Source organism: Roseovarius sp., assembly GCF_040219995.1.
Taxonomy (GTDB): domain Bacteria; phylum Pseudomonadota; class Alphaproteobacteria; order Rhodobacterales; family Rhodobacteraceae; genus Roseovarius.
Genome location: NZ_JAVJUC010000034.1, coordinates 20,128 through 40,342, shown reverse-complemented (window position 1 = coordinate 40,342; position 20,215 = coordinate 20,128). Strand labels below are relative to the sequence as shown.

The 20,215-nt window shown below is 61.7% G+C and carries 19 protein-coding genes; 5 read left to right on the top strand and 14 right to left on the bottom strand.

The window, feature by feature from the left end:
- The first annotated feature begins 26 nt into the window (after window positions 1–26).
- Window positions 27–968, top strand: a complete 942-nt coding sequence (locus RID11_RS14480; protein WP_350140409.1) for a metallophosphoesterase family protein — start codon at window positions 27–29, stop codon at window positions 966–968.
- Window positions 969–1,097: 129 nt separating this feature from the next.
- Complete coding sequence (locus tag RID11_RS14475) at window positions 1,098–2,801, top strand: ABC transporter ATP-binding protein (protein ID WP_350140407.1); 1,704 nt, start codon at window positions 1,098–1,100, stop codon at window positions 2,799–2,801.
- Here RID11_RS14475 and RID11_RS14470 read toward each other — a convergent pair.
- The 4 genes from RID11_RS14470 to RID11_RS14455 are packed head-to-tail and all read right to left on the bottom strand — an operon-like array spanning window position 2,788 to window position 6,516.
- Complete coding sequence (locus RID11_RS14470; RefSeq protein WP_350140405.1) at window positions 2,788–3,966, bottom strand: mitochondrial fission ELM1 family protein; 1,179 nt, start codon at window positions 3,964–3,966, stop codon at window positions 2,788–2,790. The two genes, RID11_RS14475 and RID11_RS14470, sit on opposite strands and share 14 nt — an antisense overlap.
- Complete coding sequence (locus tag RID11_RS14465) at window positions 3,959–4,909, bottom strand: lysophospholipid acyltransferase family protein (RefSeq protein WP_350140403.1); 951 nt, start codon at window positions 4,907–4,909, stop codon at window positions 3,959–3,961. Before RID11_RS14465 ends, RID11_RS14470 begins: the two co-directional genes overlap by 8 nt.
- Before the next feature lie 55 nt (window positions 4,910–4,964).
- Complete coding sequence (locus RID11_RS14460) at window positions 4,965–5,612, bottom strand: sterol desaturase family protein (protein ID WP_350140402.1); 648 nt, start codon at window positions 5,610–5,612, stop codon at window positions 4,965–4,967.
- 13 nt (window positions 5,613–5,625) lie between these two features.
- The gene (locus RID11_RS14455) at window positions 5,626–6,516 is read right to left on the bottom strand and encodes a lysophospholipid acyltransferase family protein (protein ID WP_350140400.1); all 891 of its coding nucleotides are present in this window, start codon (window positions 6,514–6,516) and stop codon (window positions 5,626–5,628) included.
- Between the two features lie 331 nt (window positions 6,517–6,847).
- Between RID11_RS14455 and RID11_RS14450 the strand changes: the two genes are divergently transcribed.
- Window positions 6,848–7,996, top strand: a complete 1,149-nt coding sequence (locus RID11_RS14450) for an N-acetyltransferase (RefSeq protein WP_350140398.1) — start codon at window positions 6,848–6,850, stop codon at window positions 7,994–7,996.
- A gap of 47 nt (window positions 7,997–8,043) precedes the next feature.
- Window positions 8,044–8,865 carry a nucleotidyltransferase family protein gene (locus tag RID11_RS14445; protein ID WP_350140396.1) on the top strand — a complete coding sequence of 274 codons (822 nt, stop codon included), beginning with the start codon at window positions 8,044–8,046 and terminating at the stop codon, window positions 8,863–8,865.
- 106 nt (window positions 8,866–8,971) lie between these two features.
- Here the strand turns inward: RID11_RS14445 and RID11_RS14440 are convergent, their stop codons facing one another.
- Complete coding sequence (locus RID11_RS14440; protein WP_350140394.1) at window positions 8,972–9,901, bottom strand: sulfotransferase domain-containing protein; 930 nt, start codon at window positions 9,899–9,901, stop codon at window positions 8,972–8,974.
- 143 nt (window positions 9,902–10,044) lie between these two features.
- Between RID11_RS14440 and RID11_RS14435 the strand changes: the two genes are divergently transcribed.
- A complete protein-coding gene (locus tag RID11_RS14435) occupies window positions 10,045–11,181 on the top strand; it encodes a mitochondrial fission ELM1 family protein (RefSeq protein WP_350140392.1) in 1,137 nt (378 codons plus the stop codon).
- Between the two features lie 35 nt (window positions 11,182–11,216).
- On the opposite strand, the gene RID11_RS14430 is transcribed toward RID11_RS14435, so the two are convergent.
- From RID11_RS14430 to RID11_RS14390, 9 genes are all read right to left on the bottom strand, one after another.
- Complete coding sequence (locus RID11_RS14430) at window positions 11,217–12,167, bottom strand: hypothetical protein (protein WP_350140391.1); 951 nt, start codon at window positions 12,165–12,167, stop codon at window positions 11,217–11,219.
- Window positions 12,168–12,368: 201 nt separating this feature from the next.
- The gene (locus tag RID11_RS14425; protein WP_350140389.1) at window positions 12,369–13,325 is read right to left on the bottom strand and encodes a hypothetical protein; all 957 of its coding nucleotides are present in this window, start codon (window positions 13,323–13,325) and stop codon (window positions 12,369–12,371) included.
- A 77-nt stretch (window positions 13,326–13,402) separates the two neighbouring features.
- Entirely contained in the window at window positions 13,403–14,389 is a 987-nt protein-coding gene (locus tag RID11_RS14420) for a diacylglycerol/lipid kinase family protein (RefSeq protein ID WP_350140387.1), read from the bottom strand.
- Between the two features lies 1 nt (window position 14,390).
- Window positions 14,391–15,542, bottom strand: a complete 1,152-nt coding sequence (locus RID11_RS14415; RefSeq protein WP_350140385.1) for a mitochondrial fission ELM1 family protein — start codon at window positions 15,540–15,542, stop codon at window positions 14,391–14,393.
- Window positions 15,539–16,522 (bottom strand): sulfotransferase domain-containing protein, encoded by a 984-nt coding sequence (locus tag RID11_RS14410; protein WP_350140383.1) that lies wholly within the window; start codon window positions 16,520–16,522, stop codon window positions 15,539–15,541. The genes RID11_RS14415 and RID11_RS14410 overlap by 4 nt, the downstream gene beginning before the upstream one ends.
- Complete coding sequence (locus RID11_RS14405; protein ID WP_350140381.1) at window positions 16,522–17,229, bottom strand: glycosyltransferase family 32 protein; 708 nt, start codon at window positions 17,227–17,229, stop codon at window positions 16,522–16,524. Before RID11_RS14405 ends, RID11_RS14410 begins: the two co-directional genes overlap by 1 nt.
- A 100-nt stretch (window positions 17,230–17,329) precedes the next feature.
- On the bottom strand, window positions 17,330–18,169 hold the full coding sequence (locus RID11_RS14400; protein ID WP_350140379.1) for a glycosyltransferase family 25 protein: 840 nt from the start codon (window positions 18,167–18,169) through the stop codon (window positions 17,330–17,332).
- A 48-nt stretch (window positions 18,170–18,217) separates the two neighbouring features.
- A complete protein-coding gene (locus RID11_RS14395; protein WP_350140377.1) occupies window positions 18,218–18,895 on the bottom strand; it encodes a class I SAM-dependent methyltransferase in 678 nt (225 codons plus the stop codon).
- A gap of 243 nt (window positions 18,896–19,138) precedes the next feature.
- Window positions 19,139–20,212, bottom strand: a complete 1,074-nt coding sequence (locus tag RID11_RS14390) for a DUF1513 domain-containing protein (protein WP_350140375.1) — start codon at window positions 20,210–20,212, stop codon at window positions 19,139–19,141.
- Window positions 20,213–20,215 lie beyond the last annotated feature (3 nt).

Here is a 20,215-nt window from a genome sequence, read left to right as displayed (position 1 = left end):
CGGTTTCGGACATGGTGGCGACGGCAATGCAGGGACCCGACCGCAAGACAGGCGCTGAGGTGATGCTGGCGCATCTGTCTGACCCGCATCTGCCCTTGCCAAAGGGTGTGCCGTTGCGCGCGGTGTTGAACAAGCGCCTTCTCGGGCTGCTGTCCTGGCACACCAAGCGGCACCGCCGCCATCGTCCCGAAATCCTGGCGCGACTGACTGCGGACATGCAGGGGCATGTGCCTGACCTGATCATGGTCAGTGGTGATCTGACCAATCTCGGCCTCTGCAGCGAGTATCGCGCGGCGCGGCACTGGCTGGATACCTTGGGCGATCCGGCCCGAGTGATGACGATTCCCGGCAATCATGAGGCGCTGGTGACCGGGGCATGGGACCGGGGTGCCGCGCAATGGCAGCCGTATTGGCAAGGCGATGCCGAACATGAAAGCACCGATGTGACATGCGCCTTTCCGGTGCTGCGCCGCCGTGGTGGGCTTGCCCTGATCGGCGTGTCCAGTGCCGTGGTGTCGCCGCCGGGCTTTGCCGTCGGCGAGGTGGGGCGCGGACAACGTGATCGGCTCGTCGCGCTGCTGCACCAGACGCGGGCGGAGGGGTTGTTTCGCCTGTTGATGATCCATCATCCGCCGCTGCCGGGCACGGTATCATCGCGCAAGCACCTGCGCGATCACGCCGAGTTCTGTGCGCTGCTCGAGCGCGAAGGTGTCGAGATGGTCCTGCATGGCCACAGCCATCGCAGCCATCACCAGATGCTGCCCACGTGCGACGGACCGGCCCCGGTGATCGGTGTGCCCTCGGCCTCGTCGATGCATCACGAACCGGCGGCCTATAATCTCTACCGGATCACGCGGGCCGATGACGGGTGGCAGGTCGAAGCAACCACCCGGTACATGGGTGCGGCTGGGCACATGGAGACCGGCCGTAGTTTCGGCATTGCGCTCGCACGCGGGCACGCGGCATGAACGTGACGTGCGGTTTCATGCCCCGTGCGTGTGCGCAAACGTGGCGGCCGCTTTGATCTCGTGTTACCGACGCGCAAGCTTGGCGTGCCGCGTGCGCCAGATGTCCGGCCAATTGACGAAAGACCACCCATGCGCCTGATGATCGACCTCTTCCGCGCCTATCCGATGGCCAGCTTTCTGATGGTTTTGGCGTTGTTCTTTTCCGGTCTGGCCGAGGGGCTGGGCCTCTCGGCGCTGCTTCCAATGCTGAAGATCGCCCTCTATTCCGGCGAGGACGCCGCGACAGCCGAGCCGCCGGGAGAATTGGAGCAGGCGGTCATGGACATCATGACTTGGCTGGGCATTCCGATCACGCTTGGCGCCTTGCTTGTGGTGATCGTGGTCGCCGCCTTCTTCAAGGCGATTCTGCTCTTGGTGGCGCAGCGTCAGGTCGGTTATACCGCCGCGCAGATCGCCACCGACCTGCGGCTGGAAACCCTGCACAACATGATGCGGAGCCGGTGGCGGTTTTTTCTGCATCAGCCCGCGGGCAGGCTAACCAATGCGCTGGCGACAGAGGCACAGCGCTCGGCCGATGCCTATATGTTCGGGGCCACCGCACTCACGTTTCTCATTCAGGCGCTGGTGTATGGCACCGTCGCCGTTCTGGTGTCCTGGGAGGCGACGCTGCTGGGGCTGATTGGCGGGACGGTGATCATCTGGCTGTCGCATTTCCTGGTGCGCGTGACCCGCAAGGCGGGCAAGAAACAGACCGAACTGATGGTGTCGCTGATGTCGCATCTCACGGACACCCTGCAATCGGTGAAGCCACTCAAGGCGATGGCGCGCGAAAACCTGGCGGATCAGCTTTTGCATCACGAGACCAACCGCCTCAACAAGGCACTGCGTCGTCAGGTTCTGGCCAGTGCAGGGCTTAACTCCGGGCAGGACCTGATGTTCGTGATCGTCATCGCCTTCGGGATTTACATGGCGTTGGCCGTGCTTTCCATGGAGTTTGCCACGGTGCTCATTCTTGCGGTGACATTGGGACGGGCTTTCAATTTCATCGGGAAGGTTCAAAAGCAGTATCAAAAGCTGGCGCAGAGCGAGAGCGCCTATTGGTCGCTGATGGAAACCAACCGACGTGCGCAGGAAGAGCTGGAACATCTCGGTGGGCACGTGGCACCGGCACTGAAATCTGGTCTCGTGCTGCGCAAAATTGACTTTTCCTACGATGGACACCCGGTGATTTCCGGCCTCGATCTTGATATTCCCGCACACCAGATGACGACACTCGTGGGGCCCTCGGGGTCAGGCAAGACCACGATCGTGGATCTCGTGATCGGGCTCTTGCGGCCCGACGCGGGCGAGATAACCGTTGATGGCGTTCCGTTTCAGCAGATTGATCTCAAGGCCTGGCGTCGGATGGTGGGATACGTGCCGCAAGAGACGGTGCTGCTGCACGATACCATCATTCACAACGTCACGCTTGGCGATCCAGAAACAACGCAGGCGCGCGTTGAAGAGGTATTGAAAAAGGCCGGGGCTTGGGGGTTCGTCAGCGACCTGCCCGAGGGTATTCACACCGTGGTCGGGGAACGGGGCGGGCGGCTTTCGGGCGGGCAGCGGCAGCGCATCGCAATCGCGCGGGCCCTGATCAATGATCCGAAGCTGCTGATCCTGGACGAGGCGACAAGCGCACTTGACGTCGAAAGCGAAGCGGCGATCATCGAGACGCTACGCGCGTTGCGGGATCAATTGACGATCCTTGCCATCACCCATAACAGCCGCCTGTCGGATGCCGCCGATATCGTGCACCGGTTGGAGCCTCGGGGCGACTTCAAAGCTGGCTGATGCGTTCCGCGCGGCGACTTGTTCCGGGCGTGCCGGAGGGCTTGGTTTCCATAAGCTGACCGATGCGGGAGATGGCGCGTTCCATGTCGCTGGGCGGAGGGGCCTCTTTTGCCGCGGGCACAGGCTGGCCAAGCCAGCCCATTCGGCCGGACTGCACCAATCGAAGATGCATCTGGCTGATGTCGCGTGACAGGTGCTTCCAGCCCCACCGCATCAGGCCGCGATAGGCCAGCGAGCCGAGTGAAAGGTCGGGCCGGCCCTCGTTCTGCCGCAGCAGGGCCTCTGCACGATCCCTCTCGCCCAGGGCCAGCGCCATGTCGCGGCGCATGCTGAAGCGTCCTGCGCCCGGGTCGAACATGTGGACAGGTTTGCCGGTGGCATAGGCCTCTGACAGCATCGAGATACTGTCCGCCGTGACGATAATCTCGTCCGCGAGGGCCAGGAAGCCGAGATAGGGATTGTCAGGGTCTCCAGGCTGCCAGCGATATAGTTGCATCGGCACCTGGGATTGTGTGGCGAAGGCGTCGATGGCGGCTGCCGGTGTTCGCGCGCTGGAACTGATCAGAAGAGATGCGCCGCGCTGTCGTGCCAATGCCAGCGTGTCCCGGACCAGCCGCGCGGCGGCGCGCGGGCCAAAGGCGTAGGGCCCGCTCGTGCCGCCGATATTCACAGTCAGATACGGGCGCGGCAGGTGCGACAGGGCCGGGCTCCAGCGGGCTGCCGCCCGGGCCAGTGGTTCGGGGCCGAGAGGATGCAGGGGCAGGGCATTGCGCAGCACGTTGGGCCGGTTCGGCACGCGGTATTGCGGAGTGGTGATCACCAGGTCGAACTGTTCAGGATCAGACCAGAGACGACCAAGAAAGACCAGCCGCGTGTGCCCACCCGACTGGTCGCGTATCCAGCGTGCGACCGGTTCGTTGCGCATTCCCATGGACAGCACCAGATCGGGCCAGGGGGGCGCGAGCGCGTCGGAGTTTGCACGGTCCACGCCGCGCAGGTCACTGCCGCGCAAAAGATTGGTGCGCATCTCGTAATTGCGGTAGCGCAGGGTCTTTATCTCATAGGGCCAGCCCAGCCCTTCAGCGAGCGCGCGCAGCTGCGTCTTTTCGCCTGAGCGGTGGGAGTCCACGACCCAGACGCGCGGGGGGCTTGTCAGCTTATACATCGGGGGATTGGGGCGCGACAGGGGCCTTGGGCCAGCGCCGCTTCATGCAGAGCCATTGGTCCGGATACTCGCTGATCCAGGCTTCGAACCGCTGGTTGAGTTGGTGGGTGAGATCAATGATCTGTTCTGCTCGCGGGGCTTGTGGATTGCGCGGGACAAGCGGTGCCTCGACTTCGATAAGGAATCGGCAGTTCGGCAAACGTACCGTGCGAATGGGTAGCAAGGTATAGCCGCGCATGGCCAGCATCGCGGGCAAGGTGCTGGTCGGAGTGGGGATGCCGAAAAACGGCACCATCTCGCCTTGATCGACCCGTGTGTCGAAAGCCGCACCAACCGAATTTCCGGCTGCAAGCTCGCGCAGGAATGTGCGCGCGCCGCCAGCACTTGGAACCATCGGGCCGCCGAAGTCGCGCCGCCGCTCTAGAAAGAAGCGATGCAGCCAGGGATTGGGTTCCGGGGCGTAGATCACCGAGATATTCAGGTCATGCTCGCGCCCGATGAAGTTGCAAAGCTGCCATGCGCCGACATGTGCTGTGGCAAAGATTATCGCCTCTTTCCGCGCGATAATGTCTGTTGCCTCGGGATGAATCGAGAATTCAAGATAGTGCGCCCGCCGCCGCCAAATCCGTCCAAGCAGAAACAGCTCAGCTGCTGCGAGTCCGGTGACGCGGAAAATCCGCCGCACCACGGTCTCGCGCTCGCCCTCGCTGGCCTGTGGCAGAACCACGGACACGTTGCGTCGCACCACGCGGCGTTTCTGGGCATTCCGATAGCCAAAGCTGCCGAGAAGACGCCCGAATATCGTTGCGACAACCGGAAACGGCAATGCTTTGGCAAATCCAAGCAGGCTATAGAATGCCGCCGCCTCGATCATCCAGATTGGCGTTTGCACCCATTGAAACCGGTTCACCAGCCCTTTGGGCAACAGATAGTTTTTGGCCATCGACAGACCCCAACCCGGAGCGGCGGTATGGAGAAGTGAGAGGCAGGCACGGGGCCTAACCTCTGTTCGGTTTCTCCGGTTTGGACGGGTAGGTGTTGAACACCCAGTCCCAGAACGGGGTGCTGACCCCGTAGCGCCCGTCGTCATCCGAGAAGTGATGCCGCATATGGTAGTGCTTGAGGAATTTCAGCAGTGGATGCCGCATTGGAAAGTGATGCGTCGCATAGTGGATATAGTCGTAGATTAGGTAGCCGATGATGAAGAACCCGGTAAACGGCTCGGCCCAGGGGTAGGGCAGGACCAGCCAGAACATCAGGTAAAGCACGGCGATGATCGGCAATGCCCCGGCGGGCGGCATGAGCAGGCGTGTCTTATCCTGCGGCGTGTCGTGATGCACCCCGTGGAACAGGTAGATGAACCGTCTGCCCAGATCGGTCTTTGGCTCGAAGTGGAACAGGTAGCGATGCAGCAGGTATTCAGCCAGTGTCCATGTCACAAGCCCCGCAACACCGATCACCGCCATTCCGGCAAGGCCGATCTGATGAACCGTCACCGCGCGCACCAGAAGCCAGATCGCGACAGGGCCCCAGACCAGAAGCGGGACAATCGGGTGAACATGGCTCAGTTTTTCGAGGATCGGATTCTTGAACAGGCGCACCGACTCGTCGACGCGGTGGGTGCGACTCGGTTGATGGTTCGACATTGTGAAACTCCAGTTATTCGGCTGCTCTGCGCACTTCCGTATATATGTCTGTTTTAGCTCGGAGAACAGCAGATGGCCAGATTTTGCTGGTGCACAGCCATTCGCCGGGGCGCGCTGTGATCCACTGTTCAAATTTGTCGTTGACCTGATGCGCAAGATCGATGGCCTGATCGTCGCGATCGGCCTCCGGATCATGGGGGTGGAGGGGCGCGTGAAAGCGCACGCGAAACCTGGCGCCGGGCAAACGCATGGCCTGAACCGGCACCAAAGGAACACCGAACCGCAGGGCAAGACGCGCGGGCAGGATGGACGATTCCTTGTCTTCACCGAAGAGCGGAATCTGTTTCCCGCCCTCTATACGCCTGTCAGTGATGATAATCGGCGATTTTCCGGCCTTGAGCGCATCAAGAAACCCGCGCAGCCCCGCGTCACGCGAAATCAACTCACATCCGAGCGCGTTACGATAGCTGCGCATCTTGCGGTCAAGCCATGGGTTGGAGAGTGGCGCATACATCGCACAGGACGGGATGCCCATCCGGGTGATCGCGGCGCCGATCACCTCCCAATTGGCCAGATGCGCAGCCACGAAGACCACAGGACGGCCGGGGGTCTGATCGGCGGAGATATGCTCATGGCCCTCGATTTCGAGCCGGTCACGGCGCGGATCACCGAAGGCGGGCAGATTGGGATATTCCGCCATCACTGCGCCTGCGTTCTCCCAGACCTGTTGCGCCAGTCGGTCAATCTCGGCCGGTGACTTGTCGGGCAGGGCGAGCGACAGGTTGGCGCGAATGTGCCGGGTCCGCTGCTTGGCGATTCTGCCGAAGATACGGCCGACGCGGGCCCCGAGCGCAGAGCCCCAAGCCAAGGGCAAAACTCGGAAAAGCCCCAGCACCGCGCCCACGAAAACGAGATCGGCGAACCACAGGATGTTCCGCGCGATTGCGTTGTTGAACGCCGTGTTACGATGTGCATTTCCAAGGATGAATTTGGCCAAGGAGACTCGACTTCTTCTTTTTCAAAGTGGATACTTGCGCCGTTATTTGAGGTTGGATGCGGGAATTGCAAGCAGTTTCCAAGGTTCGTCTGTCCGGTTCCGTTTCGGGCGTATTGGCCTGTGCGCAATGCGACCTCAAGGTGTCCCGAGCCAGATCGTGGACAGCTTTGACATTACCTGTTGTCGGTCTGTCGTGCAAATGCGCGGAAGGTCACAGTCACTGCAAGAAAGGCCCCCCATGTCATCCGACACGTCTGATCGGGATCAGATTGCTCTCGTCGAGGCCAGGAGCCGTCAGACGGTAAATGACTTCCTGCACCTGCCAGAGCGGATTTACGCCGGTGATGCCGCTTGGGTGGCACCGCTGATGTTCGAGCAAAAGCAGCGCGTGTTCGAAAACAAGCCGCTTTTTGAACATTGCGAGGTCGCCGCCTGGGTGGCTTATCGCAACGGCACGCCGGTCGGGCGGATCACCGCACAACTCGATCAGATGCAGCCCGAGGACGAGGCGGGCAAGATCGGCTATTTTGGCATGCTTGAGGCGATCGATGAGCGCGCTGTCTTCGATGCGCTGTTCGAGACGGCACAAGACTGGCTGCGCGCGCGCGGCGCGGCCTCGGTGCGGGGCCCCTACAACCTGTCGATCAACGAGGACTTGGGGCTTCTGGTCGATAATTTCGACGATCCACCGTTCATCATGATGGGCCATGCGCCACGGTATTATTCCGGGCGGGTGGAGGAGCAGGGCTTCGAGACGGTCAAGGACCTGCTCACCTACAAGGTACGCCCCGATTTCGTGGCCCCTGATGTCATGCAGAAACTGGCCACCCGCGCCAGCCGGACCGTGAAGATCCGCACGCTTGACCGCAAGAACAAGGCCGCCGATTTCGAGGCCATGCGTGATATGTTCAACGATGCGTGGTCGGACAACTGGGGATTCGTGCCCTTCACCCACGCGGAGTTCGAAGAAACCGCCAAGGTACTGTCGCTGCTCTTGCCTGACGATTTCATTCAGATCGCCGAGATCGAGGGACGGCCGGTGGCCTTTATCACCGCGTTTCCGAACATCAATGAGTTGATCGGCGATCTACGTGGCAGGCTGCTGCCGTTCGGCTGGGCGAAACTGCTGTGGCGGATCAAGGTCAGGGGTGCGCGCAGCGCACGGGTCGCGCTGATGGGCGTGCGCAAGGAATACCAGTATTCGCGGCTTGGCCCGACGCTCGCCTTTCTGGTCATCGACGCGGTCCGCAAGGCGATGGTGAAACGGAACGTCACATCCGCCGAAATGGGCTGGGTTCTGGAAGATAATGATGGCATGCGCCATATCATTGAGGCGGTTGGCAGTACGATCTACAAGCGGTATCGCGTCTACCAGAAAACCTTGTAGATCAACCGAGTGCAGATCAAGATCGCAGCCGCTAAGAAAGTGAGACCGTGAAAGACTTTACCTCCGTAATTCTAGCCGGTGAGAGAGCCGACCGTGATCCGCTGCGCGATGAAACCGGTGTTGCCTGCAAGGCTTTGCTCGATATAGACGGAACGATCATGATCCGGCGTGTGATCAATGCGCTGGACGATGCTGCATCCATCGGCTCGATCCATCTGAGCGGCCCAACCGAGGCCTGCGTCAAGAGCGATGCAGGGCTTGTCGAGCTCATCGACGAGAAGCGCATCGATTGGACCCCACCCGGACCCTCGCCAAGCACCAGCGCCTATGACATGCTGGGCAGGTTTCCGGAAACTCAGCCGGTTCTGATCACCACCGCCGATCATCCCCTGCTGACCGCTGAGATCGTCGATCATTTCTGTCGCGACAGCGCGCAATCGGGCTGTGACGTTGTCGTCGGTCTGGCCCCCTATGATCTGGTGCGCCAGACCTACCCGGATCTCAAAAAGACCGTTCTGCGGTTCCGGGATGGTGGCTATTGTGGCTGCAATCTCTTTGCGTTTCTGACGGCAGACGGGCGACGTGTGGCTGATTTCTGGCGGCAGGTCGAGAAGGACCGCAAGAAGCCTCTGGTGGTCATCCGCCTTCTGGGGCTGTGGGCGCTGTTGAGGTACAAGTTGGGCTGGTTGAGCCTCGAGTCGGCGCTCGCAGGTCTGTCGCGCCGCGTGGGGCTGCGCATCGGCGTCGTGATCCTGCCCTATGCGCATGCCTCTGTGGATGTGGATTCGGTCTCGGATTACTTGCTGGTGCAGCGTTACAGCAAGGAAGCGTCGGCGCAGGGGGCGCAGGCTGAACCGGGCGGGGGCTGATCGGTTGTCACTTTCGTGAGCGTTGACCTGTGTGGTGGCGTATTTGGCCCGAAGCTGACATCAGTTAGACGCAGCCGCGCGCAACGTGACCGCCTCGCAGCCCCCGTCAGGGAGCGTTGTAGCCAAAGGACGGATCCAGCGCGTCATTGACCATCGCATCAATGATCTGCACTTGATCGGGCGTGAAATAATCGCGGTAGCCGCCGACCTTGCCGCGCCGGACCTTGAAGGAATCGGGGTTCGCCGTGTCACCGGGTTTGACCCGCTGCCCGCTGCCGCGCATGCCGTCCTTCTCGGCCTCGCGCTTTTTCATGTTCTCGTAATCGGCATACTCGCGTGCGGCCTCGATATGCTCGGGGCTGCCTGCGGTCCCGGTAAAGGCCACGACCTGGCGCAGCACCTCGGCGGGCTCGCGGCGCAGATCCTCGTAACGGACCAGCAGCACGTCATCGCCCAGGGCCGGCATCGAGCGGGCCCAGGTGTTGAACGCCTCGACGATCCGGGGAATCCCGCAATCGGGGTTGCAGACGAAATCGAAGATGTCGACATCAGTTCCATGGGCCGGATAGGCGTTCAGCGCCTTCTTGCGCGCCCGCATGCGATAGCGCCACTGAAAATACTGTGACACGGCCACGTCGCGCGGATCACGCACCAGCAGGACCAGTTTGCGCCCCTTATAATAATCGAGGTTGTCCCATGTGCCGAGATAGTCCCGGATGTAGTTATTATGGCTGAACAGTACCTTGGGGGCTTTCGGGTTCAGCTGATGGAAATTGTCGAATTCCAGCATGTAATCGGTGTCGAGCCCGAAATGCAGTTGGTAGAACCGTGACAGCATCACCCGGAACCAGGTGCGCCCGCTCTTGCCCCATGACACGAGGGCCCAGTCGGCCTCTTGCAGGTAGGCATATTCCTGTTTGCCGCGCAGGCGGCGTTCCAACGCGATCTTTTTGGCCCGGGGCAGAAAGAACAGGGCGGTGAGGATCAGGTGGCGCGAGGCAACGGCCGATGCCTCGCGATAGGAGACGTTGAACATGGGCGGGCAATCTGGTCTTGGGTCAGGGTTTCGTCATCTGCTCTTAGAGGGTATCGCTCCGGGTTTGTATGGGTAATTTTGTGCGTGGCGGTTTCAGGCTGAAATCTGTGGCATTGACCGCGCAACTGGGCAGGATGGCGGGCATGAGCCGCACGACAGCGAGAACGAGAGAGGCTTTGGACAAGGACGGGGTGACACAACCGGCAAAGGTTTGGTGCCTGCTGGGGCGCAAGGCGGGCGACAACACGCAGGTGTTGGCGCTGGCCGAGACATTGGGCTGGCCGTTCGAGGAGAAACGCATCATTGCGCGCAGTTGGGAATTGCTGCCGCATCTGCTGTTGGGGCCGACGCTGATGGGGATCGACCGGCAGGTGTCGAGCTCGCTGGCCCCGCCGTGGCCGGATCTCGTGATCAGTGCCGGGCGACGCAACGAACCGGTTGCGCGCTGGATTAGGCGGCAAGCGGGTGGCGGCGTGCGGCTGGTACATGTTGGGCGTCCCTGGGCCCCGCCTGACTGCTACGACCTGATTGTCAGCACGCCGCAGTATTTTCTAGAGCCTGCGCCCAACGTTCTGGTCAATCCGCTGCCGATGCACCGGTTCACCCGCGCAGGCGTGGATGCGGCGGCGGAGCGGGTGGTGCCCGCGCTCGGGCATTTGCCGCGTCCCTTCACCACGGTGCTGATCGGGGGTGATAGCGGGCCGTTCGTCTTTACCCGCGACAAGGCGCGCCGCCTGGCGCACGGGGTCAACCGGCTGGTGGCGGAGACCGGGGGCAGCGCCCTTGTCAGTGGCAGCCCGCGCACGCCCCGCGCGGTCGCGGAGGCGTTTCGCGATGCGCTCGACGTGCCTGCGCGCAGCTATTGGTGGCATGAGCGTGGCGGCGCGGATGTGGAGGACAACCCATACCCCGCCTTTCTGGGCCTCGCGGATCGGTTCGTGGTCACCGGCGAAAGCATGTCGATGCTGGCTGAGGCGGCGAGCCTGGGACGGCCGCTTTATATCTTCGATCCCGGTGACCCGCCGGATCGCTGGTGGACTCGCGCCCACAATTTCCGGCACAAGCCGCTGAGCCATGCGCTGGCGATGCGCTTTGCGCCGGTGCGGATGCGGCGGGACATCTCGCGTATTCAGGAGGCATTGGTGCGCGACGGTCGCGCACGCTGGCTGGACGAGGCCGCGCCAATGGTGGCGCAGGGCGAGGGGTGGGCAAAAGAACTGCGCCCCGACCCATCGGGCGGAGCGCAAGACGCGCGCGACAGGATCCGCGCGCTTTTCTGAGAGGCGCGGGCCGGGGCCCGCGCCAATGTCTCGGATCAGGCCGCCTTGGCCAGGTTTCCGGTGCTGAGCGGATGCGCGGTGCCTGCGGGCAGGTCGGGCACATGCTTCAGCATCTCAAGCGCGTCGTGGCGGACGTGGTTTTCTTCCATTTCCTTGCGCAGGAACTCTTCGGAAATCTTGCCCTCTTCGACGCATTCCTTGACCAGACCCCAGAAGAAGTTCTCCTGGTTCTTGTCGGGATGTTCCTTGTAGTTGCCCATCAGGCCGTATTCGCCAAAGATCTTGCGGCGCATGCGCAGCACCCAGGCCGCTGGCGGGAACAGGCGGAATTTTTCCGCGGGGCGCCAATCCACCGGCAGACCGGTTTTCCACGGCTGGGTCTTTCGACGGGTGGTGTGCAGCATCTTGGTGTCGGTGGTGAACTTGTCGAAATCGTTCCATTCGTTCTCGATGAATTCGATCTTGTTGGGGTCTTCGTTGCGCAGACCGATCCAGCGCGAGTAATCGTGGTCACCGTCGAACATGTCGTTGAACTGCTCTTCGACCTTCCAATGGGTCAACTGCGCGCAGTCAAGCAGCATCACGGAGCTGGCATAGGCCTTGTCGATCAGGCCCTTGGTGCCTGAGCGCATGCGCGCCATGATCGCATTGCCCTTCATGTCACGGTTCAGCAGTTCCCAGATGTCGGCGCAGGCGAACACGTCGGGGTCGATCACCACGGCACGCCCCTCATAGCCCATCAACTCGGGCGGCATGAAGCGGGTCGGGGTGAAGGATTGAAGGTCCTCGTTCAGCCAAACTCGCTTGACCCCGTCGCGCATGTATTCCTGACCTTCGCGGGCCAAGAAGAACGGGTAGTCGCGGCTGTTGACGATATGCACCTCGAACTTGTCGTTGTTGGTGGAATAGCGGCGCAGCGCGTGCTCGGCGGCAATGGCACCGACGATCTGCTTGTGGTTCGACTGGATGAATACGGCGTGTTTCATGATGTGGATCCGCAACCTCGATTTTGTTTTTCTGCGGCGCTCTATACAGGAGAATTCCGTCAGACGCCATGTCTCAGAAACACAATTGAACACCTGACTGTTTTGATCTGGATCACGTAAAAGCCGAAAAACGCCCTGAAACTGTCATTGTGTTTCAGTTTGTGCGCGGATTCTTGCGTGCGCCTTGCACTACGCGCCGAGTCAGCGAAAAACACCACGTGAATAGAGGTGGTGCATGAAGCCCCAGATATGGATCAGCGGGCGGCGGCGCACCTTGTCGGGGATCACAACCTCCTGACCGGAATGGCGCGACAGTTTCCAGGCGAGGTAATCGAGCCCGCCCTCGAAGGTGAACAGCCCCTTGATCAGGCGCGCCACCGAGAGTGCCTTGCCCTGCATCCGCCGCAGTGCCCAGAGCATCGGGGCCGCGCGGCGGGCGCGGCGGCTTGCGTGACTGCGATACTGCAGGGTGCCGTCATCTGTCCCGATCTCGAGGAGGCCCCCAAGGCTCGGCTCGAGGCAGCGGCTGAGCGCCGCGAAGAACGCCTGCCCGTGCCCGGCGAGTTCGGCGGCGCGGCCCTGACGTTCAGCGCGCAGTTCGGTGGCATAGCTGAGCGCCAATGCGCCTTGCCACAGGTCCGCCAGTCGCCCTTGGGGCGGCAGCGCCGGGATGGCGCGGCGCAGCAGGGTTTCGCCCGCGCGCAGAAAGGCCGCGTGCAGCCGGGCGCGGGTGGCGGGGCTGTCGCACCAGACCGGTTTCACAGGTTGTGCAAAGCGCCCCCAGAGATACGAGTGGAACCACCCCGGACCGGTGCCGCGTTCGAATTGCGCGAGGCTGAGCACCGCGTATTTGCAGCGCACGGTCTGTCCGTCGAGAGGGGTTTCCAGGTAATAGACATTGGGTGGCAGGATACGCCCGCCAAGCCGCAGCCAGAGCCGGGGTTCGGCGCGCGGCGTGTTCTCGACCAGCACGTAGAAATCCACGAGCCCGTCCAGAAGATCGGTGCTGCGCAGGCAGGAGCCATAGAGGATGACCGCCTGAAGCCCGTCGCCGAACCGCTCTTGGAGCGCCGTCACCAACACGCGCAGGGGGGCAGAGGTGTCCTGATCCGGGCCCTCCGGGGTGGGATACTCAACCGGTGTCTGTGGGCCAGTCATGGGCTGTGCGTGCCTTGCATCGAGAAATCACCTGCCTTCTATAGGCCCGGGGCGGGCTGGCAAACAAGCGTCGCGCCCTAGCGCGGACGCAGAAAGCGCAATGGCCCCTCGGCGGTGATCGTGAGCGGGGCATCGGGGCCGGAGGTGGCGAAGAGTTCGCCGTCGAGGTTCAGTTCCCCCTCGAAGCGGAGCGCGATCTGCCCGGCGCGAAAGCTCTCATAGCCGTTTTCCGCCGTTACATGGCGGTTCGGGTGCCCGCGCAGCACCGACGGGAAGGCGCGGGCAAAGCGCGCGGCGCCGCCCCGGATCGCGGTGAGGCCGATGGGGGCCTTTCCCTTGTCCCAGAAAGGCCGGATGCCGAGAAAGAGCCGTTCGAGCGTGCTGGCCACGAGGATCAGCATCGGTGCTTCGTCGCGGCTGACCTGCGCGCCGGCCGCGCCGGTCATCTGCATGGCCACATGAGTCGGCTGGTAGAATTTCGGGTCCTGCCGGATCAGCCCCCAGACCGAGCGGATCAGGATCATCCCGAGGCTGATTTCGCCGCCAAGCCCGCGCGAATGCACCTCGCTATGGGCGAATTTCGTGGCCTGCATGATGGCCCCGGTGCCCATGAACATGCCGTGGCGCACCTTGCCGTCGGCGGCGCCTTCGACGCGCATGATGTGGCGCTCGCGGATATCGCCGTCGAGCGGCGCGCCACGGTCGAGCCAGGCAAAGAACCGCTTGAGCGCGCGGCGATGCGAGGACGCGGTGCCGATATCGCCTGCCGTCATGTTGGCGGTGCCGCCGGGCAGCACGATGATCAGGGGCAGGCGGTCGGGGGCCCAGTGATCGAGGATCATGCCAAGTGCTGCGGCGATGGTGCCATCTCCGCCATTGATGACCACGACATCGGGTTGCATCGCCGCCAGGTCCGGGAGCAGCGCCTCGGCCTCTTGCGGGGAGCGGGTGACATGGTGGCGGACATGGGCGTAGTTGGCGAGGCGGGCCTCGATCCGGTCCTGCCATTTGCGGTTGTTGCCACTGGTCGGGTTGCTGATGACGCAGATGTTGGGATGGGTCATGTCACACCCCGCGCAAGAGCGGATCGATCCGGCGCAGGATGCGGGTCACGTCCTCCGCGCTGGCCGTCGAGATCTGTTGATCAGTGAGGCTGTCTGTGTCGGCGTCATCGGCCCAACTGGCCAGACCGCGATCGATCAGGATCTGGTGGAAGCGCGGGAAATGCCGGGTCTGCTGCATCAGCCTGAGATGATAGAGCCCGCGCGCCATGGCGAGGCGGGCGGCCTCGGCGGGGCGGTCGTCGCGGGCGGGTTGGAACATCCAAGCCGCGAGCCGCCGCCGCGCATCGTCGAGCCGTCCGAGCCAGCCGAAGGGCAGCGGCAGGATTTCGAGCGGTTTGCCAAGCCGGGCCACCTCGACCTGCATGGAGATGCTGTCGCCGGTCACGACGAACCGGTCGCCGAGGGCCAGAAGGCCGGTATAGGGGTTTTCGCCCTCGGGATGGGCCCAGTCGAACACGCGCAGCGTGTCGGGAAATCCCGTCTGAAGACGGTCCAGAAACCCCGGCGGCGTGCGTCGTGAGCCGACGAGGTAGGGCGTGCCGCCCTCGGCCAGAACCTGCGCGATGCGCGTGCGCAGGCGGGTCTCGGCCTCGGTGTTGTAGACATAGGGGCTGGTCGGCCCGCCGATCAGGAATGTAACCAAGGGACGGGGCAGGGGGGCAAGCGTATCCTGCCATTCCGCGCGCCCCGCCGCGAGCCGGTCGGCCCCGATCTGCATCAGCGGCAGGTCGATCTGCATGACGTTGTCGAAGGGCGGGGGCAGGGTTTCGGAACTTGTGATGACCAGGTCGAACTGCGACATGTAATGCGACAGCCACCCTGCGGGCTTGCCCAGAAGCACGATGCGCGTGCGCCCGCCGGATTGCCGTTTGATCCAGAGTGCGACATTCGAGGGGCGGCGCCCGCGCGTGAGGATCAGGTCGGGCCAGGGCGGCTCCAGCGGGTCGCTGCGCGCGCGGTCGATATGGTGCAAGGTGGGCGCGACGCGCGGCTTGCCCTTGACATATTTCGGCAGCATCTCGAGGTGACGCAGTTCCGACGTCCAGCCGTGCGTTCGTTCCAGCGCCTCGGCGATCACGTCGACCTGGCTGTTATCGCCCTTCTTGTCGCCCAGAACTCGCCAGATGCGGGGCGATGTATCGGACGGCGTCATTTTGCCTTGCTGTCGGCTGTGGTGTCCGTGTCGTAGCGATACACGGGGTCGAGCGTGTCGGCCATGAGCGCGTTAATCGCCTTGATCTGGTCGTCCTCGAAGTAGTCGCGGAAACCACCGACCTTGGCGCGGCGGGTCTTGTAGCTGTCGGGATTGCTCTTGTCGCCGGGGGCCACGCGCGCGCCGCTCATGCGGAAGCTGCTGTCGGCCTCTTTCTTCTTCATGTTCTCGAATGAGGCGTAATCGACCGCCTCCTGGATGCGCGCGGCATCGGCGGGGATGTCAAGGAACTCGGCGACCTGGGTCAGGGTTTCATGCGGGTTGGCGCGCATGTCCTCGTAGCGGATCACCGAAAGTGCGCGCAGGTTGTCACGCTCACGAGCCCAGATGTTCATGAAGTCGATGACCTTGGGCAGCCCGCCGCCGTCATGCATCACGAAGTTATAGATCGAACTGTCATCGCCATCGGGCAGATAGTCGTTCAGGGCCTTTTTCTCGGCGGGCATGCGAAACTTCCACTGGAAGAACTGCGAGACCGCGACATCGCGCGGGTCGCGCACCATCAGCAGCACCTTCTTGTCGTAGAAATCTATTTTGGTGTCTGTATGGCCGGTATAGTCGCCGATATAGTTGTCATGTGTGAAGAAAAGCCGCGGCACCCGGCGATCCATATTATGGAAATTGTCAAATCCGATGAGCGTGTCCTCGGGCAGATCATAGACCTGCTGATAGAGGCGCGAGACCATCACCCGCAGCCAGGTGCGCCCACTCTTGCCGAAGGACACCACCACGGCTTCGGCCTTTTGCAGACGCCGATATTGGTCCTTCCCGCGCAAACGTCGTTGAGCGTTGATATGCGTGGCATCATCCGCACCGGCAATATCAAGCTTGAGCCGCACGAGGCGACGCTTGGTCTTTTGCCAGATCAGATCTCCCGCGGCGGGAAGCGAGGCGAGGAGTGCGTGGACTCTCTTGGGCATTACAGTAGTTTTTTCACCTTCTTGCGGAGCTTCTTATACATTTTGCGCTGCCTCTCCAATAGGAGTGTATAGCGATTTGGCACCTTGTAGATTTTGTTTGTCGTCCCAAAGAACTGCTCCGCGTATATTTCATCGGTGCCCTCATAACTTACACCTGTATGATGGTGTGGTATGAGGTAATGCGACGGCCAGATCTTGATGTCAGGCCTGTGAAGCCTGATCATCTCGGCAATGAACAAATTGCCTGTTTGTTTCCAAGGGGTGTCGAGGTGCAGGGGCGTCACGGTTTTGATTGTATCGATCAAGAGACGTAAAAACGGATGGCCTGGTGCGGATGCCAGAATTGGAGATACTAAGTCACCTCGTACGAATTCATTTTCGTACACGGTGTAAATGGAATGGCCACTTTCCAATAAACCATCAATATTCTTGCGGCAAAGGCTATCTGCTTCTGCAATGAAACCGCCGTACCGATAGAGAATTTCATATCGCATGAGGTCGGAAGCGCCTGCATATGCACCGCGTCTGATGTACTCGTTTATCTGGCTTTGCGTTTCGAAGGTTTCATTTTTCAAGAACGCGTTGTCATAGATTCTATAACTCCATTCGGGATGAAGGTCTGGCCAAGTTTGCATCCATTCCAGCGGCGGGGACAATGGACCTATCCAGATATGTCCGAGCGTTTTCGGTATTAGGCTGTCTGACATGTCAATCCTTACGAAGGGGTCGCACTGCTAGGCCAATCGCCTTTTTCGGGCGGGGTAAACTGATGTTTACAGGATACCTCAGATCAATGCCTTTGAAACACTATGACAATCGGCGATTCATTCTTTTCATCAACCATGACCGCCACCAAGAATGTCTTGAGCGCTTTCTGATCAGACGCTTCCATTTGCCTTGCGATTTGATTGGTTTGTATTTTGAAAGCAACTCCAGCCTATCTGCCTCAAGGTGAGAATGCCCTAGGTCTTGCGTTCTTTGATGCGCCACCTGCGGTTCTATCGCGAACACATTCATGCGAGAGAGTTCGCAAGGCCAGTCCGCAGGCTCTCTGACAGGCGTTGCAGCCTCTAGGAGTGCCCGTGCTGCGTCAGATGAGACACTGTACGCATGTGCGAGATGAGGTGTTATCGCAATCCGATGAAGATTTAGGCGTGGGCTGATCTTACGGTTGTCAAACCGGCTCACCCAGCAGCGGCGGTGACCTAGGAGCACCATGTCACCCAAAGCATAGCCCCGAGCCTCGACAAACGTTTTGAAACCGTCGTCAATGCGCGCATCGTCTTCGAAGATGATCGCGCCTCGAACGTCTTGATCCAGAATATTGCGATAGGCGTTCACGTGGCTCAGCGCGCAGGCATACTCGCCGTCTGTCAGAGGTCGTTTTGCGGGGTCCAGCCTTTGTCTGAGTATCTGTTCCTCCGCCCGTTCAGGCAAACCCTTTCGGCCATCCACACCAATCAGCACCTCTGCTGAAAGGCCCATATCGGCGAGGGCTGAAAGAAGGGGCGCGCGGCGCTCTTCTTCGCCCTCAAGCGACAATATGTAAATTGGCCACTCAGTCCTTGCATACGGGCGTGACGCCGTTTTGCCGTTCTTAGCCAAAGGCTCAGTCATCGTTTCATTTACCTGGTTGATTACATTCATGCTTCTGCATTCGAATCGGGTGAGTGTGCAAAACGCGGATGCCGTATCTCATGCGAACCTCTCGACGGTTTGATAGTGTTTCGCCCGGTTCTTGGCGAAGCCGAATTTCTTTTTCCGCCCCGTTGCTGTTGAGGTGATCAGTCGAAACGATACATGCGTATGGCGCATGGCAATGGCGTGAAACAGCCCTGCCCACCATTCAGGCGGCTTTACTGTGCAATGCACGTTCTGCCCGTTGGGCAGGAATTTGACCGCCGGGTAGCAGGCGATGTTGGCATAGACGAATTTGCGTGCATAGCCGAACATTTCATCGACAATCCATGCCACGTCCGGCGTAGTTATATGCTCTAGCACATCGGTGCAGATCACCCCGTCATACTGGCCTTCGGGCAATTCCTTGAACGGCTCATGCCCTGGATCGTAACAGCGGATGTCGCTCACGCCCCAATAGTCCTGAATGCTGGAGGCGACATCGCCGTTGGACAGGGTCACATCCCGCTGCTCGTAGCCTGCGCCCTTGCCCGCACCATAATCGAGGATGCTGGTCGCGCCGGTGCGGTCGATCATCTCCTTGATGCCCGGCGTGTGTCGGATCAGCATCTTGCCGGGAAAGGTCTCCTTGCCGGTTTTCTTGGCAAGGCTCTCGCCTTCTTCGTGCAGTGTCTCATACATGGCGACCATGTCGAGATATTCCGGGCTCGGGTTGCTGCGTTCATATGACGTCATGGGACTTCCGATTCTGAAGAAATAGTTCCGTTCAACGGTTCTGCGCCCTCATAAAGCGAAATCAGCGGTGTTTCGACATCAAAATCGTGTGGCTGGTCCTCAATTCAGGGAAACGGCGCAGCAGGCCGCGCCCCTTTGTCGTGACTTGCAGGTTAATTTCCGCAATCCCTCACACGGGCGGAGTGCGGTCGGTATGGATGGACTGGTCAGCACGCCTCAAATTGCGGTCTCGCCCAATCGGTTTCAAGACAGCGAGACGATGTGATTGTCCCATGCCATTGATCCTTGTGACAGCGGTTCAGGGTGGGTCCCGTCGAATGCGAGCAGCCCGCCCAGACCGTCGCTGAGGAGAAAACCGTCCGCGCGCGACGCGAGCCCGCAGACATCGGCACGCGAGACCGCGCCGAGGAAGCGACCGTTGGGTGAGAAGCGGTGCAGGCGCCCGCCGCGCGGCGAGGTGATGGCCACTTGCGCCCCGTCGCCGCTGAAGGCGACGCTGCCGGCATAGCCCTGCATGGCGAGTTCGGCGGCCAGCGGGGCCTCGGCCAGCACGGGATCGGTGCCGCGCCGGTGCAGGCCGAGGAGCGGTGGTGCCGCGCCGTCGGCGCCTTCCCACTGCATGGCGAAGGCCAGGAGCCCGTCGGCGCGCAGGGCCAGGTGGCGGATGGAGTTCTGGTGTAGGTCGGGGGCGAGTTCCACCTGCTCCAGCAGATCGCCCGAAAGGTCGAGATAGCTGAGATTGGGGCGCATCGTTTTGATGTTGAGTTTGCGCCGATCCGTGAAGTCGGTGGCGATGCCGCCATTCGCGACCGCCAGCGTGGCCCCGTCGGACATCAGGCGGATCTCGTGCGGGCCGATCCCGCCCGAGGGAAAATCGCCGATGCGCCGGTAGCCCGCCGCCACATCCCAGACGCCGATCCGCCCGGCGCTCGTTGCGCTCTCCTGTTCGGCGGTATAGAGCCGCGCCCCGTCCCTCGCATAGCATCCGTGACCGTTGAATTGCCGCCCCTTGGGCGGGCTCAGACGATGCCGCACCTGTCCCGTCACGCAGTCGATCACCAGCGCGAAGGTGCCGGGACGGCGGGCGAAGGCCACGGCCTCGGCGCGGGTTGGGTGGCCTGCGCCGGCGTGGCCGCGCGCGGGCAGGGGGATGGCGAAAAGACTGTGACCGTCGCCGTCCAGCCCGTGCAGCGCAAAGCCGCCTGCGGTGTCACGCGCGGCGGCGAGATAGGCGGGGTTTCCTGCCGCTGCCCAGCCGAGATGCGGCGTGGCCCCGGTGGCCAGAAGCGAGGCGAGAAAGGCGCGGCGCGTGGTCATCGA

Bases quoted from the DNA above. Each gene is read 5' to 3' on its own strand.
- RID11_RS14480 (WP_350140409.1), top strand. From the start codon at position 27: ATGCAGGGACCCGACCGCAAGACAGGCGCTGAGGTGATGCTGGCGCAT.
- RID11_RS14475 (WP_350140407.1), top strand. From the start codon at position 1,098: ATGCGCCTGATGATCGACCTCTTCCGCGCCTATCCGATGGCCAGCTTT.
- RID11_RS14470 (WP_350140405.1), bottom strand. From the start codon at position 3,966: ATGTATAAGCTGACAAGCCCCCCGCGCGTCTGGGTCGTGGACTCCCAC.
- RID11_RS14465 (WP_350140403.1), bottom strand. From the start codon at position 4,909: ATGGCCAAAAACTATCTGTTGCCCAAAGGGCTGGTGAACCGGTTTCAA.
- RID11_RS14460 (WP_350140402.1), bottom strand. From the start codon at position 5,612: ATGTCGAACCATCAACCGAGTCGCACCCACCGCGTCGACGAGTCGGTG.
- RID11_RS14450 (WP_350140398.1), top strand. From the start codon at position 6,848: ATGTCATCCGACACGTCTGATCGGGATCAGATTGCTCTCGTCGAGGCC.
- RID11_RS14440 (WP_350140394.1), bottom strand. From the start codon at position 9,901: ATGTTCAACGTCTCCTATCGCGAGGCATCGGCCGTTGCCTCGCGCCAC.
- RID11_RS14435 (WP_350140392.1), top strand. From the start codon at position 10,045: ATGAGCCGCACGACAGCGAGAACGAGAGAGGCTTTGGACAAGGACGGG.
- RID11_RS14430 (WP_350140391.1), bottom strand. From the start codon at position 12,167: ATGAAACACGCCGTATTCATCCAGTCGAACCACAAGCAGATCGTCGGT.
- RID11_RS14425 (WP_350140389.1), bottom strand. From the start codon at position 13,325: ATGACTGGCCCACAGACACCGGTTGAGTATCCCACCCCGGAGGGCCCG.
- RID11_RS14420 (WP_350140387.1), bottom strand. From the start codon at position 14,389: ATGACCCATCCCAACATCTGCGTCATCAGCAACCCGACCAGTGGCAAC.
- RID11_RS14415 (WP_350140385.1), bottom strand. From the start codon at position 15,542: ATGACGCCGTCCGATACATCGCCCCGCATCTGGCGAGTTCTGGGCGAC.
- RID11_RS14410 (WP_350140383.1), bottom strand. From the start codon at position 16,522: ATGCCCAAGAGAGTCCACGCACTCCTCGCCTCGCTTCCCGCCGCGGGA.
- RID11_RS14405 (WP_350140381.1), bottom strand. From the start codon at position 17,229: ATGTCAGACAGCCTAATACCGAAAACGCTCGGACATATCTGGATAGGT.
- RID11_RS14400 (WP_350140379.1), bottom strand. From the start codon at position 18,169: ATGAATGTAATCAACCAGGTAAATGAAACGATGACTGAGCCTTTGGCT.
- RID11_RS14395 (WP_350140377.1), bottom strand. From the start codon at position 18,895: ATGACGTCATATGAACGCAGCAACCCGAGCCCGGAATATCTCGACATG.
- RID11_RS14390 (WP_350140375.1), bottom strand. From the start codon at position 20,212: ATGACCACGCGCCGCGCCTTTCTCGCCTCGCTTCTGGCCACCGGGGCC.